Consider the following 17,223-nt stretch of genomic DNA (forward strand, 5'->3'; position numbering starts at 1 on the left):
TAGGCTTCTTCGAGGTTAGGAACATGGTTCAGGCCATGACAACGTCGAAGGAGCGATCGAATGGTCAAGTTGCATTTTGCTGACATCCGTAGGCTTTGGCCTGAAACGGGCGCGATGATCGGATGGCGTGCGGCGGCAGTGGGCGCGCTATTGGCGGTCGGCACCTTTGTTCCGATGTCGGCGCAGGCAGCCGTGCCGGCAGCATGCGCCGAGTTGCAGACAAAATATCCGGACTGGAAGGGCAAGACGCTCGTCAACGCCATCAATCCGCATACACCGGGCTACGAATCCATCGATCCCAAGGATCCCAACAAATATATCGGCTTCGATATCGATCTCGGTGAGCAGATCGGCGAATGCCTTGGCTTCAAGCTGACCTACAAGGCTGTAACCTTCGCAGCCTTGCTGACCACGCTGGCATCGGGCCAGGCCGACATCGTGATATCCGACATCTATGCCACCGAAGAGCGCGCCAAGGCGGCCGATTTCATCACCTATTCCAAGGTGTTCGACGGCGTGCTGGTCGCCAAGGGTAATCCGAAGAAGATCACCGGTATCAACACCTCGCTGTGCGGCACGGCTGCGGCGGAAAACACCGGCTATGTCGAAGTGCCGCTGATCCAGGCGCTCGGGCCGGAATGCAAGAAAGAAGGCAAGGCGGAGCCGACCATCCAGCTCTACGACAACAATGCCAACTGCATCCAGGCGATTCTCGCCGGCCGCGCTGATACCTATATCAACGACGTCAACACCGTCGACAACGCGGTGAAGGCCTATCCGGACAAGCTCGAGAAGGCGGTCGCGGTGACGATCCCCTATCAGGTCGGCATCGCCGTGCCGAAGGACAAGCCCAAGTTCCGCGATGCAGTGAAGGCCGCACTCACCGAGATCTACAAGTCAGGTGATCAACTGGCACTGCTGAAGAAGTGGAAACTCGATCCGGAAAACCTGATGGAGCCCGGCCTGCTGACGGTGAAGTAACGCCGGCCCGCAAGCAAGGATACTCTCACGTAAGGGCTTTCCGCCTCCATGGAGCTGTTCCTCCACTATCTCAGCATGCCGTATATGATCGAGGGCATCCAGGCGACCTTGCAGGTCACCGCCCTCGGTCTGTGCGGCGGGCTGATCCTCGGCCTGATCCTGGCATGGATGCAGCTCAGCAGGTTCAAGCCGCTGGCATCCTTCGCCCGGGTCTATGCCGTGATCTTTCGCGGCACCCCGCTGATCCTGCAGATGGTGTTTGCCTATAACGCCCTGCCGCAGATCGGCATCAAGCTTCCCGCCATTCTCGCCGCCGGCCTGGCACTGGCTTGTAACGAGGCGCCATTCATCGCCGAAATGCTGCGCTCCGGCGTACTCGGTGTCGATCGCGGTCAGGTGGTGGCCGGCCAGGCGCTCGGCATGACCCCGGGCGTCCTGATGCGCCGGATCATCGCGCCGCAGGCGATCCGCTCGATGATCCCGGCTTTCGGCAATGAAGCGGTCAGCGCGCTGAAGAACTCGTCGCTGGCCTCCGTCATCGCCGTGCAGGAGCTGACGTTGCGCTCGACGCAGCTGGCATCCTCGACTTTCGATTTCTTTTCGATCTTCTTCGCGTCGGGTCTGATCTATCTGCTGCTCACAGCGGCGATCGCCGGCATCCAGCTGCTTCTGGAATGGAAGTTCGACCTCGATCGTACGACCAGGCAGAACCAGTTCATGCGCTTCATGCCGTGGTATCGCGCGCCTGGCAGCGACGATCCGCTGGCGCCGCAGGCGGACATGCTGCCGGAAATCCTGCCCGACGGCGGCATTGCGGAATTACCGCCGCCGCGGATGCGGCCGGAACGCGCCGATCGCGCCAAACGCGCGGAGATGCTGGCGCGCAACAATGTCGCCGTCGAGGTCTCCGATCTCCGCAAGAGCTACGACAGGAACGTGGTGCTCGACGGCGTCGACATCACGGTGCGGATCGGTGAAGTGATCGCGCTGCTCGGACCAAGTGGCTCCGGCAAAAGCACGCTGCTCCGCTGTATCAACAATCTCGAACTGTGGAACGGCGGCGCCATCAAGGTCGCCGGCCGCCAGCTCGGCTTCAACGCGCACGGTAAGCCGCTGTCGCCACGTTTGCTGGCGAATGCCCGCGCCGAGGTCGGCGTCGGCATGGTGTTCCAGCAGTTCAACCTGTTCGGCCACCTCACGGCCAAGGAGAACATCGCCGGCCCGCTGCGTTGGGTGCACGGTGTCGCGCGCGCCGATGCTGAGCGCCGCGCCGATGAACTCCTGGCGCGCGTCGGTCTCAGCCACCGCGCCGATGCGCTGCCGCGGCATCTGTCAGGCGGTCAGCAGCAGCGCGTCGCCATTGCCCGCGCGATCGCGCCCAATCCAAGCGTGCTGTTGCTGGACGAGCCGACGTCGGCGCTCGATCCCGAACTGGTCAATGAAGTGCTCGAAGTGATCCGCCGCCTCGCGGTCGAGGACGGTCTGACCATGATCATCTCGACGCATCAGCTCCGCTTTGCCAGCGAAGTGGCCGACCGTGTGGTGCTGCTCGCCGGAGGCGCGATCATCGAGGAAGGCCCAGCCAGTGAAGTCCTGACCAATCCGCGCAATCCCGTCGCGCAGCGTTTTCTCAATGCGATGGAGGCGGAAGTCTCGTGATCATCGCGCCTGTGAAGTTCGTCCATTTGCTACCGAGGGCCTCAGCATGAAGCATCATCTTCTTCCGGTGTCGCCGAAGACCGTTCACTGGGGCTATTTCAGCAAGGTGGTCACGCCGGCGCTGACGCTGAAGTCGGGCGACCGCGCTACCATCGAAACGCTGACGCATCATGCCAATGACGATTACGAGCGCATGATCGAAGGCGATCCCGGCGCCGAAAGCGTGTTCAAATGGACCCGCGAGCACAAGGCCGTCGTCCGCCGCGGCTCCGGTCCGACGGAAGGTCCGTTCGTCCGCGGCTCAGGCGAAGGCGTCGGCGTGCATCTGCTCACCGGGCCGGTGGCGATCGAAGGCGCGGAGCCGGGCGATGTGCTGGAAGTGCGTATTCTCGACGTGCGCCCGCGGCCGGCCTGCAAGGCCTGCTATGCCGGCAAGTGCTTTGGTTCTAACGTCGCGGCCAATTGGGGATTCCACTATCACGACCTGATCGAGGAACCGAAGCCGCGCGAGGTCGTGACGATCTTCGAGCTCGATACGTCGGGCGAGCCGTTTGCCAAGGCGGTCTATAATTATGTCTGGACGCCGCAGACCGACCCCGATGGTATCCTGCATCCAACCATCGACTATCCCGGCGTACGCGTCGATCACGCGACCATCAGGAAACGCGAAAGCATCCTGCCCAATGTCAGGGTGCCGGCACGGCTGCATTTCGGCACCATGGGCCTCGCGCCATCTGAGGAGGATTTCGTGTCGTCGATCCCGCCGAGCTACACAGGCGGCAATATCGATGACTGGCGCGTCGGCAAGGGCGCCAAGATGTTCTATCCCGTAGCGGTGGCTGGTGCGTTCTTCTCGGTCGGCGATCCCCATGCCGCGCAGGGCGACAGCGAGCTCGGCGGCACGGCCATCGAGACCTCGCTGACCGGCGATTTCGAGTTCATCCTGCACAAGCATCGCGACCTTGGCGGTACGCCCCTTGAAGGCCTGACGCATCCGATGCTGGAAACGCCCGACGCCTGGTCGGTCTACGGCTTCACCTTCCCGAATTATCTCGCCGAGCTCGGCGCCAATGCGCAGCTCGACGTCGCCAATCATTCCAGCCTCGATCGGGCCATGCGCGATGCGTTCCGCAAGCTCAGGCGTTTCCTGATGACGGTGCACAAGATGAGCGAAGACGAGGCGATCTCGCTGATGTCGGTCGGTGCGGATTTCGGGGTGACGCAGGTGGTCGATGCCAATTGGGGCGTCCACGGCACAATCCGCAAGAACGTCTTCCGCTGTGACTAAGCGGATGAAATTGCACTGAATTCGGCTATGAGGATGATGGCGCGGTGATCGGGGAAGTTGCAGGGCAGGGCGCTGCGTCCTTCGGGATGGCACGGAGGTTGCTTCGCTTCGGCTATGAAGGTCGATGCATGAGCCTCCGTCCGTTCACCAGTGAATCCTACTCTGAAGACGACCGCCCCGAAGCATGGCGCGACGTCCTGAGTTCGATTGGCCTGCAGCCGACGGCTGCGACGACCACGCATCACGGACATGCCACCGCAGTTCGTCGGACCTTCGAAGGTATTGCACTGGCTAAATTGTCTGCCGGCGCACAGGCGATCTCGCCATTGTCGGATCTCGCCAGCGACCATCCGCTGGTGTTGCTGCCGCTCGAGGACGGTGTTGCACTGAAGACCGCCGCCGGACATCAGATCGTCGCCGTCGGGCATCTGCTTTTGCTGCCCCGCAAAGGGTACTGGAGCGTCGCATTCCAGCGCGACATGCGCGCGGTGGTGCTCTCGGTGACGTCCGATCCGCTGCACAGTCGCCGCGCCAGTGCTCCCGCCATCGCTGATGTCCAGGTCGTAGGCCCCGGCGGCTTCGGCGACGTGTTCGCGCGTATGATGGAACAGGCGGCCCGCAACCTCGAAACATTGTCCGATGCCGAATGGTCGGCGATCGCACAAAGTCTTGCCGATCTGTTGCCGACCTTTACACGTCAACTGGCCGAGCCGACGGCCGATCTCAACAGCGGCACGGCGACCAAGGCTGCGACCTTGCATCGGCTGTGCCAGACCATCGAGCGACGCCTCGACGATGCGGATCTGACGCCGGCCAAGGTGGCGCAGGCCGAGGGCATCTCCGAACGTTATCTGCAGAAACTGTTCGAAGGCACCGGCAGCAGTTTTACACATTATCTCCGCGAGCGCCGGCTGCAGCGCACCTGGGCCGATCTGTCGAATCCGTCCGAGGCGCATCACTCGATTTCCGAGATCGCCTTTCGTGCCGGCTTCAATGACTCCGCGCATTTCAGCCGCACGTTCCGTCACCGCTTCGGCCTGTCGCCGCGCGAATTCCGCCAGAACGAAGCCGAGCGCTTGACGGCGTCGGCGACGGCGGCGGGACAACGCGGATGGCCGCAGGAAGCGCTGGCTCAGTTGCGCAGCCAGCACGGGCCGTCGATCACAGGGAAGATTGCGCAGCCGGAGCCGGCCGCGACGATCATGCAGGGCATCGCGGATGCTTCGAAGAATCAGCGGCACCATCATCTCGCCGCCGATGCATCTCGCGTGCACTGGGGCTATTTCAGCCGCTCGTTGCCGCCGCAGATCGAGATCAATTCCGGCGACACGATCACCATCGAAACACTGACGCAGCACGCATCCGACGATCCCGAGCGGATGATCAAGGGCGATATCGGCGCTGAGAGCGTGTTCTGCTGGACGCGCGATCAGAAGAATGTCGATCGCCGCGGTGCCGGTCCGATGGACGCCTCGATCTATGGCCGCGGTGCCGGCGAGGGCTTTGGCGTCCACATTTGCACCGGGCCGGTGGCGATCAGGGACGCGCAGCCCGGCGACGTGCTGGAAATCCGTATCCTCGACATCGTGCCGCGCGCCAGTCGCAATCCGGATTTCGACGGTCAGGTTTTCGGCAGTAGCGTCGCGGCGTGGTGGGGCTATCACTACAAGGAATTTCTCGCCGAGCAGAATGCGCGCGAGGCGGTAACGATCTACGAAATTCTCGATCACGACGACGTGCCATATGCGCGCGCGCTCTATTCGTATCGCTGGGAGCCGCAGACCGATCCGTTCGGCACCGTGCACAACACCTACGACTATCCGGGCATTCCGATTACGCCAGCCTCGGTGCGGCGTCGGCATGACGTGCTCGACGGCATTCGCATTCCCTTGCGCCCGCATTTCGGTGTCATTGCCGTGGCGCCGCGCGAGGCCGATCTCGTCGATTCAGTGCCGCCAGCCTATTTTGGCGGTAATCTCGACAATTGGCGGCTCGGCAAGGGATCGACGGTCTATCTACCGGTCTCGGTGCCCGGCGCATTGCTGTCGGTCGGCGATCCCCATGCTGCGCAGGGCGACGGCGAACTCGGCGGCACGGCGATCGAATGTTCGATGACCGGAACCTTCCAGGTGGTCTTGCACAAGAAGGGCAATCTCGCCGGCCAGGCATTCGCCGATCTCACTTATCCGCTGATCGAGACCGAGAGTGACTGGGTGCTGATGGGCTTCAGCCATCCGAACTATCTCGCTGAATTCGGCGCCAAGGGGCAGAGCGAGGTCTATGCGACGTCGTCGCTCGATCTCGCGATGAAGGACGCCTTTCGCAAGATGCGGCGCTTTCTGATGAACATCAAAGGTCTCACCGAGGATGAGGCGATCGCGTTGATGTCGGTCGCGGTCGACTTTGGCGTGACGCAGGTCGTCGACGGCAATTGGGGCGTCCATGCCATTCTGAGCAAGCGGGTGTTCGATCACACGTCAAAATCATAAGGTCCAGGAGACGCGCTGTTGCAATTTCACATGATCTCCGGCGGCCCGAAGCCGGTCGCGCCGTTCAGCCATGCTGTGGAGACCGACGGTTTCGTGTTCGTCACCGGGCAAATGCCGGACACGCCGGCAATACCGGGCGTGCTACCCGATGGCATCGTGGCTCAGACCAAAGCGGTGATGGAGAATCTGCGCGTCGTGCTCAAGGGGCTCGAGCTCGGCTTCGAGCACATCACCATGACGCGGATCTATCTCACCGAGTTCAAGCGCGATTACGTGGCGATGAACGAAACCTATCGCAGCTATTTTCCGCCTGATCGCCTGCCGGCGCGGACCTGTGTCGGCGTCACCGGCCTCGCTTATGACGCTCTGATCGAAATCGACCTGGTTTGTCGACGGCCCACATAATGGTCGGTGCGAAGAGATGGAAAACCTAGTTCGCCTTTTCGATCAGGCTTTCCAGCAGGCGCTTCAGGTCGGCCGTTGCCTTGTTGCCGTAGTTCTCGGCGATATGGGCTTCCTGGCTCAGCGCCAGCGAGTTCAGCCGCTGGGTCAGCGTCTTGCCGCGGTCGGAAATGAACATCACCACCTTGCGGCGGTCGTCGGGGTCCTGCACCCGGTAGACCAGCGCATCAGACACCATGCGATCGACCATCTTGGTCAGGGTCGGATGATTCAGCAGAACCGCATCGGCGAGGTCGCCCATGGAGTGGCCCTTGCCGTCGGACAGCACTTTCAGAATGCGCCACTGTTCGACCGGCACGCCTTCCTTCTTGAAGCGCGCATCGAGCTGGCGATTAATTTCCCGGTTCGCCTGCGCCAGCAGATAAGCGAGGTGTTCGGTGATGGGCGTGCTCGGCGTTCTGGCCACGGTTGGGAAACTTTGCTGGAAGGGGTGATGAATATTAAGCGACTTTGCCTGATCCATATGCACGGGAATCGTTGAATATTCAATATTTTCCTCTACGATATTTTCTTTCGCACGATTTTACTGCCGATCAATTGATGCCGCACCGCCGCTGACAACGTCGAAAGGAGAGCGACATGCTCTCGTCACTGCAGATTGCAACGACCGGCGCGCTGCCGATGCCGGCGCCATGGTTGCTGAAGGGCTTTCAGGACAGCGGGGGAGGTCGTGACGCGATTGCACGTCCCGATCTGTTTCCTCGGCGTCGCAATCGCGAAAAGCTGCGCGTCGTCAATTTTATCGGCTTGTCCGGCCCGGCCGGGATCTGGGGCCTAGCGGGCACCAATAGCATGATGCTCGCGGCTTCGGAGATCAATCGGCGTGGCGGCATTCTCGGGCGCGAGATCGAGCCGGTGTTTCATGACGCCGGCGGCGATATCGATGGCGTTGCTCGCACGGCAACCGACATGATCGCGGCTGGCGATGTCGATGTCATTATGGGCTCGCATATCAGCGCGGTCCGCGTCGCGCTGCGCAAGGTGATCGCCGGGCGCGTGCCCTATATCTACACGCCGGTCTATGAGGGCGGCGAACGAACGCCCGGCGTGATGGCGATCGGCGAGACGCCGCGCGATCAGTCGCGGCCGGCCATCGAATGGCTGGCGAATGAAAAGAAAGCGAAGCGCTGGTATCTGATCGGCAGCGATTACGTCTGGCCGTGGCTGGCCCACAAGGCCACCAAGACATACATCGCCGGCGCCGGAGGGCGTGTGGTGGGTGAGGAATTCGTTGCGCTTGGCGAGCAGAATCACGATGCCCAGATCGCCCGTATCCGGGCCGCCAAGCCGGATGTGGTGGTCATCTCGCTGATCGGCACCGACAGTATCGTGTTTAACCGCGCCTTCGCCGAACATGGTCTCTCGTCGAAGGTTCTCCGACTGGCGGGGGCCATGGATGAAACGCTGCTGCTCGGCATGGGCGCGGATAGCTCCGAGGGGCTCTATTGTGCATCGGGCTATTTCGTCGACCGTGCGTCGGCGGCGAATGATGCATTCCGTGCGCAATATGAAGCATCGTTCGGGCGCTGTGCGCCCGTGCCGGGATCGGTCGCGCAGTCGAACTACGAGGGGCTTCGGTTTCTCGAATCCGTGGCGACCAAAGCGGGCTCATTCGACGTCCGACCGATGCTGAACGCGGCGTCCAGCGTGGCCTATCACGGGGCCCGCGGTGAGATCAGCATACGCGGCGGGCGGGCGAAAATGCCGATCTATCTTGCCGAAGCAGACGGTCTGGATTTCAGGCTCATCCGAACATTCTAGGTCAGTCGCAGACCCGATTCAGGACGACCGCGAAAAATAATACTTGAAAAGGAAAATATTTCTCTTTCTAATGATGCGCGAAAGGCGACACCGTCGTCGCCTTGACGGCGTGGGCATCCCGAAGAAATGCCGCGCCGGTTGCATCGTGGATATCAGGAGAAATCATCGTGGCCGTTTCACTTCCCACTCCCGATCAACTCCTTGCCGTCGCCGATCAGTGCGGCCTCGCGCTGTCCGATGAGGACGTCACCTCGTTCCGCGCGCTGATGCAGGGATCCGTCGATGCCTACAACGTGGTGGCGGCGATGCCCGACGAAGTACCGGAAGTGAAATATCCGCGTACGCCTGGCTATCGGCCCGCGCCGGAAGAGAACACGCGCAACGCCTGGTATCGCAAGTCGGTGGTGAAAGGTGCGCCCAGCGGCAAGCTCAAGGGCAAGACCGTCGCGCTGAAGGACAACATCATGCTGGCCGGCGTGCCGATGATGAACGGCTCGTCCACGCTGGAAGGCTATGTGCCGGATTTCGACGCCACCATCGTCACACGCATGCTCGATGCCGGCGCCGAGATCATGGGCAAGGTGCATTGCGAATCCTTCTGCATGTCCGGCGGCAGCCACACCAATTCGACGGGCAACGTGCATAACCCGCACAAGATGGGCTATTCCGCCGGCGGGTCGTCGTCCGGCAGTGCCGTTGTCGTGGCGCTTGGCGAAGTCGACATGGCAATCGGTGGCGATCAGGGCGGCTCCATCCGCATGCCGTCGTCCTTCTCGGGCACCTATGGCATGAAGCCGACCTGGGGCCTGGTGCCCTATACGGGCATCATGCCGATCGAGATATTCGTCGATCACACCGGTCCGATGACATCCAATGTCGCCGACAACGCGCTGCTGCTGGAAGTGCTTGCCGGCGATGACGGCTATGATCCGCGGATCAAGTCGCCGGAAGTGCCGGAATACACCAAGGCGCTCGGCGCCGGCGTCAAGGGCATGAAGATCGCCATCGTCAAGGAAGGTTTTGAGCAGCTCGGCGCCGAGGACGCGGTCAACCGCAGCGTCCGCGAAGCCGCCAGGCGCTTCGCCGATCTGGGCGCGACAGTGGAGACGATCTCGATCCCGATGCATCTCACCGCGGCGGCGGTGTGGACCCCGATCGGCACCGAAGGCATGACCCAGACCATGATGGTGGGCGACGGCTATGGCCTCAGCCGGTCGGATCTCTATTCGACCTCGCTGATGGATGCCCATCGCGGCTGGCGCGGGCAGGCGGATTCGCTGTCCGAAACCACGAAGCTGCTGCTGCTGTTCGGCACCTATATCAACAATAATTTCGGACCGCGCTTCTACGGCAAGGCGCTGAACATCTCGCGTCGCGTCACGGCTGCCTATGACAAGGCGCTGGCGAGCTATGATCTGTTGCTAATGCCGACCACACCGATGAAGGCGACACCGCTGCCGGCGCCCGGCGCGCCGCGTGAAGAAGTCGTCGGCCGCGCCTTCGAGATGATCTCCAACACCTCGCCGTTCGATATCTCGCATCATCCGGCGATGTCGATTCCCTGCGGCATGGTCGATGGCCTGCCCGTCGGGTTGATGTTGGTCGGCAAGCATTTCGACGAGATGACCATCTATCGCGCGGCTCATGCCTTCGAGCAGTCCGCTGATTGGAAGACGATGTGAGGAATCCATGCAGAAGCGGGGATCGGTGATCGCGCATGGATAATCTGATCATGGCGATCTTCGAGATCGCCAGTTTCGGGGCGATCGTCGTGCTGGTCGTGCTGGGGCTGGGGATCATCGCCAGCATGATGGGCATCTTCAATTTCGCGCAGGGCGAGTTCGTTCTGCTCGGGGCCTATGTCACCTATATCGTCCATTCCGCCGGCGCGCCGGTGTGGCTGGGCATGATCGCCGCACCCTTTGTGGTTGGTGCTTTAGGTTTCGTACTGGAGCGGCTGATCGTCCGGCGCTTCTATGCTGCGCCGATCGTCGCCATGCTCGGTACCTATGCGCTCGGGCTGATCATTCGCGAGATCGTGCGCGGCCTGATCGGTGGGCTGTATCTCTCGGTACCGGAGCCCATCGGCGGCTCGGTGGCCATCGGCGGCATGCATTTCTCAACCTGGCGTCTGGTGATCATCGTGATCACCGCACTGGTAATGGCAGGGAGCTATCTGCTGCTGGCGCGCACCGCGTTCGGCCTGCGCATCCGCGCTTCGCTGGAGAACCCGGCGCTGGCGCGAGCCTCCGGCATTTCGACCAACGCAATCTATGGCGCAACCTTCGCCTTCGGCGCCGCGCTCGCAGGTCTGGCCGGCGCGCTGATCGTGCCGGTGTTCACGCTGTTCGCCGATCTCGGCATTCGCTTTCTGATTCAGGGCTTCGTCGCCGTCATGGTCGGCGGCATCGGCTCCTTTGCCGGACCGGTGGCTGGCGCCGGATTGATCGGCACGCTGAGCGCGGCGCTGCCCTGGGTCATCTCGCCCGTTATCGCCGATGTCGCCGTATTCGTGCTCGCCATCATCTTCATCAAATTCCGGCCGCAGGGCCTCGTTGCAGGAAAAGGGGTTTAGTCCGATGTCTCATGACGCCAACACTCTCAGCCGCCGCCGCTTTCTCGGCAATGCGGCGCTGTTCGGTACGGCCGTCGCCACCGGTGTCGGCAGCTGGGTCATCCCCGCTGGCTGGGCCAACGCGGCTGCCGGACCGATCAAGGTCGGTGTCGGTACCGATCTGACCGGGCCGATGGGCTATGCCGGCAATGCCGACGCCAATGTGGCCAGGATGGTGATCAAGGACATCAACGATGCCGGCGGTCTGCTTGGCCGGCCGCTGGAACTGTATATCGAGGACACTGCGTCCAATGAATCCGTCGCGGTCGGCAATGTCCGCAAGCTGATCCAGCGCGAAAAGGTTGATCTGGTCATCGGCGGCATCACCTCGTCGATGCGCAACGCCATCAAGGACGTCATCGTCTCCCGCGGCAAGACGCTCTATATCTATCCGCAGCTCTATGAAGGCAAGGAATGCACGCCCTATCTGTTCTGCACCGGGCCGACGCCGGCGCAGCAATGTGATGAATTCATCCCCTGGCTGATCAAGAATGGCGGCAAGAAGTTTGCGCTGCCCAGTGCCAATTATGTCTGGCCGCATACGCTGAACGTCTATGCCCGCAAGGTGATCGAGGCCAATGGCGGCGAGGTCGTGTTCGAGGAGTATTACCCGCTCGACCAGATCGATTTTTCGTCGACCGTGAACCGCATCATTTCGAACAAGGTCGATGTTGTCTTCAACACCGTCATTCCGCCAGGTGTCGGGCCGTTCTTCAAGCAGCTCTCTGAAGCGGGCTTCCTCAAGAATGGCGGGCGGCTCGCTTGCGTCTACTATGACGAGAACACGCTCAGCATCAATCAGCCGGCCGAGATCGAGGGCCTCGCAAGCTGCCTCGATTACTTCAAGGCGCTGACGCCGGAAGATCCGTTCAGTGCCAAGCTCCAGGCGGCCTACGAAAAACAGTTCCCGGGCAATTTCCTGTTCGCGGCTGGCAGTGCCGCGACCGGCACCTATCGCGGCCTGAAACTGTGGGAGGCGGCCGTCAAGGAAGCCGGCAGTGTCGATCGTGATGCAGTTGCCAAGGCGCTCGACCATGCCAAGATCGCCGAAGGCCCGGGCGGCCCGGCCGAGATGGTCCCCGGTCAGCGGCACTGCAAGATGAAAATGTACACGGCGGTGGCGAAGGGCGGAAAATATGAGGTCGTCGCGCGCAGCGCCGGTCTCGTCGATCCCAAGGAATGCTGAGCCGATAATCCGAACCTCGCGGGAGTGACCGATATCACTCCCGCTTCTCTTTCTCTCATGCCGGCGACCTAATGACCGAGACGACGCCACTCTCTGCCGTATCTCTGACGCGAGGCATCAGCGCATCGCGCCAATGGCGCGTGCTGCCGATGATCGAAATTGCGGTGCTGGTCATTGGCTTGCTGCTGCCGCTGGTGCTGCAGGACTATCTCACCGTCTATGCCACGCGCGTGCTGATCCTCTGCCTGTTCGCGCTGTCATTCGACCTGGTCTGGGGCTATGCCGGCATCATGAGTTTCGGCCAGGCCGTGTTTTTCGGCTCGGCCGGCTATGGCGTGGCGCTACTGGCGCGCGATCTCGGCATTACGTCCATCCTTCTCGTGCTGCCCGCTGGTCTTCTGATCGGCTTCGCCTTCGCGCTGCTGCTCGGCGGCTTTCTGCTGCTTGGTCGCCATCCCGCCAGCGTCATCTTCGTGGCGCTGGGCACGCTAACCGGCTCCTATGCCTGCGATCGTCTGGCGCGGGGCTGGTATTATCTCGGCGGTCAGAACGGCATTCCCTCGATCCCGCCGATGACAATCGGCAGCTATGAGTTCACAGAGGGGCCTTCCTATTACTACATGGCCATCGGCTTCCTGATCGTAGTCTATCTGCTCTGTCGTTTTTTAATGCGCTCGCAATTCGGCCTCGCGCTGGCCGGCCTGCGCGAGAACGAACAGCGCATCGCCTTCTTCGGCTACAAGGTGCAGCACCTCAAGGCGATCATCTTCTCGCTGAGCGGGGCTATCGCTGGGCTCGCCGGCAGTCTCTATGCGTTTCACGAAGGCTTCGTCTGGCCGAACATGCTGGGCGTCGTGATTTCCACCCAGGTGGTGCTCTATGTGTTGTTCGGCGGTTCCGGCACGCTGATCGGCGCCGTGATCGGCACGGTCGTCATCGAGGCCGTCAGCTTCTGGCTGTCGAACAGTTATCAGGACATCTGGCCGATCATCCTCGGCGTATTGCTGCTGCTGGTCATCCTGTTCCGGCCCGCAGGACTGGTCAGTCTGTTGTTGTCAGAGCGCGAGCGCGTCGGCAGCTTCGGCCGGCCGGGGAAGCGATAGTCATGGCGCTTCTCGAAGCAAAAGGCCTCATCAAGATCTTCGGCAAGCTCACGGCGCTGAACGGTGCCGATCTCACCATCGCTGCCAATGAATTCCATGGCCTGATTGGACCCAACGGCTCCGGCAAGAGCACGTTGATGAAATGTATCGCCGGCGCCGAGACACCGACGCAAGGCACGGTCACTTTCGGCGGTCACGATATCACGCAGGCTTCGCCAGCTGAGCGCGCCCGTGCCGGCATGAGCCTGAAATTCCAGATTACCAGCGTGCTGCCGGCGCTGACGCTCTACGACAACATCCTGCTGGCGCTGCAGGCACAGACATCGCTGCTCAACCTGGCGCTGTCGCGCACCCGCGGCGTGCTGCATGACAAGGTCATGGCGATGCTCGAACAGTTTCGTCTCGTCGATCGCGCCCACGAGCCGGCATCCGCGCTGTCGCACGGGCAGCAGCAATGGCTTGAGATCGCCATGGCGCTGGCGCCCGAGCCGAAGCTCCTGCTGCTCGATGAGCCGACCGGCGGCATGAGCCTGGAAGAACGCCGCGTCACCGGCGAATTGCTGCAGCCGATCAAGGCGCGCTGTTCGCTCGTCATCGTCGAGCACGATCTCGATTTCATCCGCGATATCTGCGACCGCCTCACGGTACTGGATCAGGGCCAGATCCTGCAGACCGGCTCGGTGCAGCATGTGCAGTCGTGCCCGAGGGTCCAGGAGGTCTATCTCCGCCGTGCCTGACGATAAATTCCTCGATATCCAGTCGCTGGATGCCGGTTACGGCCGCAGCCAGGTGCTGTTCGGCGTCACGCTCAGCGTGCCGTGGCGCGGCGGCGTCGCCATTCTCGGGCGCAACGGCGCCGGCAAGACCACGCTGATGAAGGCTATTGTCGGCGAGTTGCCGGTGCTCGGCGGTGCGGTGAGCCTCGATGGCCGCGATGTCGGCAAACTGCCGACCGAGCAGCGCATTCGCCGCGGCGTCGGCTATGTCCCGCAGGAACATTCGGTGTTCGCCAAACTCTCGGTGCGGGACAATCTCGCCGTCGGCGCGCTGACCAATCGCGACAGTGGGGCAGTCAACCGCGTGCTGGAGATCTTCCCGAAGCTCGGCCAGCGGCTTGATCAGTTTGCCGGCACGCTGTCCGGCGGTGAGCGCAAGATGCTGGCGATCGGGCGCGCCATGCTGTCCGATCCCAAGATCTTGCTGCTGGATGAGCCGACTGAGGGCGTCTGGATCGGTGTCATCGAGGAAATCACCGAGCGCCTGATCCTGCTGGCGAAGGACATTGCCGTCGTCATCGTCGAGCAGCATCTCGATCTCGCGCTTCGGGTCGCGAGCCGCGCTTACGTGCTGGATCGCGGCCGGGTTGCGCTGACAGGTTCGGCCGGCGAGATTCGTGACGATCCGAGATTGTTGCAGTATTTGGCGCCTTAGAGCCAAGCGAGATCGTTGGTGCACGCCTTTGCAGCCCTCGCTTCAGGGTGAATAGTGTCCGCTTTTGGCGCAAAGCGGACATCGTCATAGAACGCTTCTGATCCGGAAGTCCGGCCTTACTGAGTGTTCGAGGTCGCCTTTCGGAATGCTGGATCCCAGGCGGTACATTTATTCAGAGGTTTAAAGTGACATCATAAATTCCGTGATCTTCTGTGTCTGCCATGACTTCGAAACCCAGCTCTCTGCACATTTGAAGCATGATCGTGTTTTCGCGCATGATTTGGCCAACGATCTGTTCAAGCCCTTCGGAGCGGGAATACTCAATAATCAACTGCATCAAAGCCCAACCGAGCCCTCTGCCTTTGAGGTCCGATTGAAGGAGGATGGCATATTCACCGGAAACGCCGTCATCTTTACGATGCATCCTGACGACGCCAAGCGGCTCCTGGCTCGCCTCATCGAACGCGATGAACGCCATGGCCCTAGCGTAATCAATCTGCGTCAAGCTTACGAGAAACGGGTGGGAGAATTCCTTGATGGCACCGAAGAAGCGAAGCCTGAGATCGCCCTTATTAACGCGGGAGAGAAGCGTCAGAACTAGAGGTTCATCCGCCGCCGTGATCGGCCGCGTAAAAATTCTCCAGTCAGAATTGAGAACGAGATGTCGCTCCCATTCGACCGGGTAAGGACGAGTTGATCCACCGACCGCGTTCATGTGTGTCTCGTGGCCTGATCCTACATTAAAAACCGCCCTGCAGCTTGGCAGAGAGCACCTTCAGAATACCTTCGTAAGTGGTGATCATCTTCTGGTGCCAATCGATCGTCTCGGTCGTTATGTCCTGCCAATCGGCACCGTTGGCACGCTTGCCGATCTGCAGTTCGCCAGCTTCCATAGGCGACATGTGCTCGTGGCATTCGTCCAGAGCCTCCCTGATGCCATGTGCGTATGTTTCAAGATTTATCATGAGGACCTCGTTGGTTACATGGTACAGACGGGTAGCCCGTCGAATGTCTCTCGGTAGTTTGAAGCAGACGGTAGATCTCCTAGGCTGGATCAGAGATGCTATCAGCTAGGTTCCTTACGCAATAACGCGCGATGACCAACTCCTCGTTCGTCGGAATGATCCGGATTTCAACACTGCTATCCCAAGTGCTGATGCACGCGGATCCTGCATCGTTTGCGTCTGTATCGAGGGTGAGACCTAACCAGCTCACCCGCTCGCAAACGCGCCGGCGAATTTCCTGTGCGTGCTCGCCAACCCCGCCGGTAAAGATCAGACAATCCAGACCATGGAGACTGTTGACCATCATCGCCGACTCTCTGGCGATGGACGTCACGAACAGATCGATGGCTTCGGAGGCATGCGGGTCTTTACTGGCGAGCAGTGCTCGCATGTCGCCTGATAGTCCCGACACTCCAAGCAGCCCGGATTCTCGATAGAGCAGATTTTCGAGGTCGGTTGCCGACATTCCGAGCTCTTGCTGCAGATAGAGGAGTACGCCAGGATCAATGGCGCCGCAGCGGGTGGCCATCACGAGGCCGTCAAGTGGGGTAAAGCCCATTGTGGTGTCGATACTGGCGCCGCCACGCATGGCGCATAGGCTGGCGCCGCTGCCCAGATGCGCAATAACGCACCGTTTTTCGGCGGCAGATGGTGAGAGTTCCTGGAGTCGTCCGGCAATGAACTCGAACGACAGTCCATGAAATCCATAGCGGCGGATGCCGGTGTCGTGGAGCTGGCGTGGAATGGCAAAGCGGGTGGCGGACGCGGGAAGTGAGTGGTGGAACGCCGTGTCGAAGCAGGCAATTTGGGGCAGTTCCGGGCGTTCGGTCATGATGGCACGTATCGGCGATAGACAGCGTGGCTGATGCACCGGCGCCATCGGTGTCAGCTTGGCAAGCTTATTGACGATCGATCCCGTCAATCGGACCGGCGCTGCGAAGGCCAGTCCGCCATGGACCACGCGATGACCAACTGCAATCAGATCATCACTGGCAAGATAGCCATCGACCCAGTTTAAAGCATCGAGCAGCAGTTCTTCTCCGTGTCCGTCTGCAACTTTGCGATGCTGATCATAGAGAACGGCACCGTCGGTCTCTTTGATCGTCAGGCGCGGTTCGGCATCATGTTCGTCCAGACTCCCGCGGCAGAGCAATCTCGGCTCCCTATCCGATGCGATGTCGAATAGCGCAAGCTTGATGCTTGAAGAGCCGGAGTTCACGACAAGGACGGCATCTGGCATTGTTT

At 61.2% G+C, this 17,223-nt stretch carries 16 protein-coding genes; 12 read left to right on the plus strand and 4 right to left on the minus strand.

Going from position 1 to position 17,223, the window contains the following annotated elements:
• Positions 1 to 114: 114 nt before the first annotated feature.
• The 5 genes from AB8A38_RS24705 (at position 115) to AB8A38_RS24725 (ending at position 6,822) form a co-directional block, all read left to right on the plus strand.
• Positions 115 to 981, plus strand: coding sequence for an ABC transporter substrate-binding protein (locus AB8A38_RS24705; RefSeq protein ID WP_439088598.1), 867 nt, complete (start codon positions 115 to 117; stop codon positions 979 to 981).
• Positions 982 to 1,029: 48 nt separating this feature from the next.
• A complete protein-coding gene (locus tag AB8A38_RS24710) occupies positions 1,030 to 2,640 on the plus strand; it encodes an amino acid ABC transporter permease/ATP-binding protein (RefSeq protein ID WP_439087766.1) in 1,611 nt (536 codons plus the stop codon).
• Between the two features lie 46 nt (positions 2,641 to 2,686).
• A complete protein-coding gene (locus tag AB8A38_RS24715) occupies positions 2,687 to 3,928 on the plus strand; it encodes an acetamidase/formamidase family protein (RefSeq protein ID WP_315843717.1) in 1,242 nt (413 codons plus the stop codon).
• Between the two features lie 128 nt (positions 3,929 to 4,056).
• The gene (locus tag AB8A38_RS24720; protein ID WP_315843716.1) at positions 4,057 to 6,417 is read left to right on the plus strand and encodes an acetamidase/formamidase family protein; all 2,361 of its coding nucleotides are present in this window, start codon (positions 4,057 to 4,059) and stop codon (positions 6,415 to 6,417) included.
• Positions 6,418 to 6,435: 18 nt separating this feature from the next.
• Positions 6,436 to 6,822, plus strand: coding sequence for a RidA family protein (locus tag AB8A38_RS24725; protein WP_439087767.1), 387 nt, complete (start codon positions 6,436 to 6,438; stop codon positions 6,820 to 6,822).
• A gap of 25 nt (positions 6,823 to 6,847) precedes the next feature.
• Here the strand turns inward: AB8A38_RS24725 and AB8A38_RS24730 are convergent, their stop codons facing one another.
• The gene (locus AB8A38_RS24730; protein WP_068735340.1) at positions 6,848 to 7,285 is read right to left on the minus strand and encodes a MarR family winged helix-turn-helix transcriptional regulator; all 438 of its coding nucleotides are present in this window, start codon (positions 7,283 to 7,285) and stop codon (positions 6,848 to 6,850) included.
• Between the two features lie 173 nt (positions 7,286 to 7,458).
• Between AB8A38_RS24730 and AB8A38_RS24735 the strand changes: the two genes are divergently transcribed.
• The 7 genes from AB8A38_RS24735 to AB8A38_RS24765 all read left to right on the plus strand — a co-directional run bounded on the left by AB8A38_RS24735 (position 7,459) and on the right by AB8A38_RS24765 (position 14,974).
• Entirely contained in the window at positions 7,459 to 8,640 is a 1,182-nt protein-coding gene (locus tag AB8A38_RS24735; RefSeq protein ID WP_439087768.1) for a substrate-binding domain-containing protein, read from the plus strand.
• 167 nt (positions 8,641 to 8,807) lie between these two features.
• Positions 8,808 to 10,322, plus strand: a complete 1,515-nt coding sequence (locus tag AB8A38_RS24740) for an amidase (RefSeq protein WP_439087769.1) — start codon at positions 8,808 to 8,810, stop codon at positions 10,320 to 10,322.
• Between the two features lie 35 nt (positions 10,323 to 10,357).
• Positions 10,358 to 11,215, plus strand: coding sequence for a branched-chain amino acid ABC transporter permease (locus tag AB8A38_RS24745; protein ID WP_315843712.1), 858 nt, complete (start codon positions 10,358 to 10,360; stop codon positions 11,213 to 11,215).
• 4 nt (positions 11,216 to 11,219) lie between these two features.
• On the plus strand, positions 11,220 to 12,440 hold the full coding sequence (locus AB8A38_RS24750; protein WP_315843711.1) for a substrate-binding protein: 1,221 nt from the start codon (positions 11,220 to 11,222) through the stop codon (positions 12,438 to 12,440).
• A 71-nt stretch (positions 12,441 to 12,511) separates the two neighbouring features.
• On the plus strand, positions 12,512 to 13,543 hold the full coding sequence (locus AB8A38_RS24755; RefSeq protein WP_315843710.1) for a branched-chain amino acid ABC transporter permease: 1,032 nt from the start codon (positions 12,512 to 12,514) through the stop codon (positions 13,541 to 13,543).
• Positions 13,544 to 13,545: 2 nt separating this feature from the next.
• Entirely contained in the window at positions 13,546 to 14,280 is a 735-nt protein-coding gene (locus tag AB8A38_RS24760; RefSeq protein WP_315843709.1) for an ABC transporter ATP-binding protein, read from the plus strand.
• Complete coding sequence (locus tag AB8A38_RS24765; protein WP_439087770.1) at positions 14,231 to 14,974, plus strand: ABC transporter ATP-binding protein; 744 nt, start codon at positions 14,231 to 14,233, stop codon at positions 14,972 to 14,974. Before AB8A38_RS24760 ends, AB8A38_RS24765 begins: the two co-directional genes overlap by 50 nt.
• Before the next feature lie 172 nt (positions 14,975 to 15,146).
• On the opposite strand, the gene AB8A38_RS24770 is transcribed toward AB8A38_RS24765, so the two are convergent.
• The 3 genes from AB8A38_RS24770 to AB8A38_RS24780 form a co-directional block, all read right to left on the minus strand.
• Positions 15,147 to 15,689, minus strand: coding sequence for a GNAT family N-acetyltransferase (locus tag AB8A38_RS24770; protein WP_439087771.1), 543 nt, complete (start codon positions 15,687 to 15,689; stop codon positions 15,147 to 15,149).
• 25 nt (positions 15,690 to 15,714) lie between these two features.
• Positions 15,715 to 15,939 carry a hypothetical protein gene (locus AB8A38_RS24775; RefSeq protein WP_439087772.1) on the minus strand — a complete coding sequence of 75 codons (225 nt, stop codon included), beginning with the start codon at positions 15,937 to 15,939 and terminating at the stop codon, positions 15,715 to 15,717.
• A gap of 79 nt (positions 15,940 to 16,018) precedes the next feature.
• The gene (locus AB8A38_RS24780) at positions 16,019 to 17,218 is read right to left on the minus strand and encodes an acetate/propionate family kinase (protein ID WP_439087773.1); all 1,200 of its coding nucleotides are present in this window, start codon (positions 17,216 to 17,218) and stop codon (positions 16,019 to 16,021) included.
• Positions 17,219 to 17,223 lie beyond the last annotated feature (5 nt).

It is taken from the genome of Tardiphaga sp. 839_C3_N1_4 (assembly GCF_051811045.1).
In the GTDB taxonomy this organism is placed as follows: Bacteria; Pseudomonadota; Alphaproteobacteria; order Rhizobiales; family Xanthobacteraceae; genus Tardiphaga.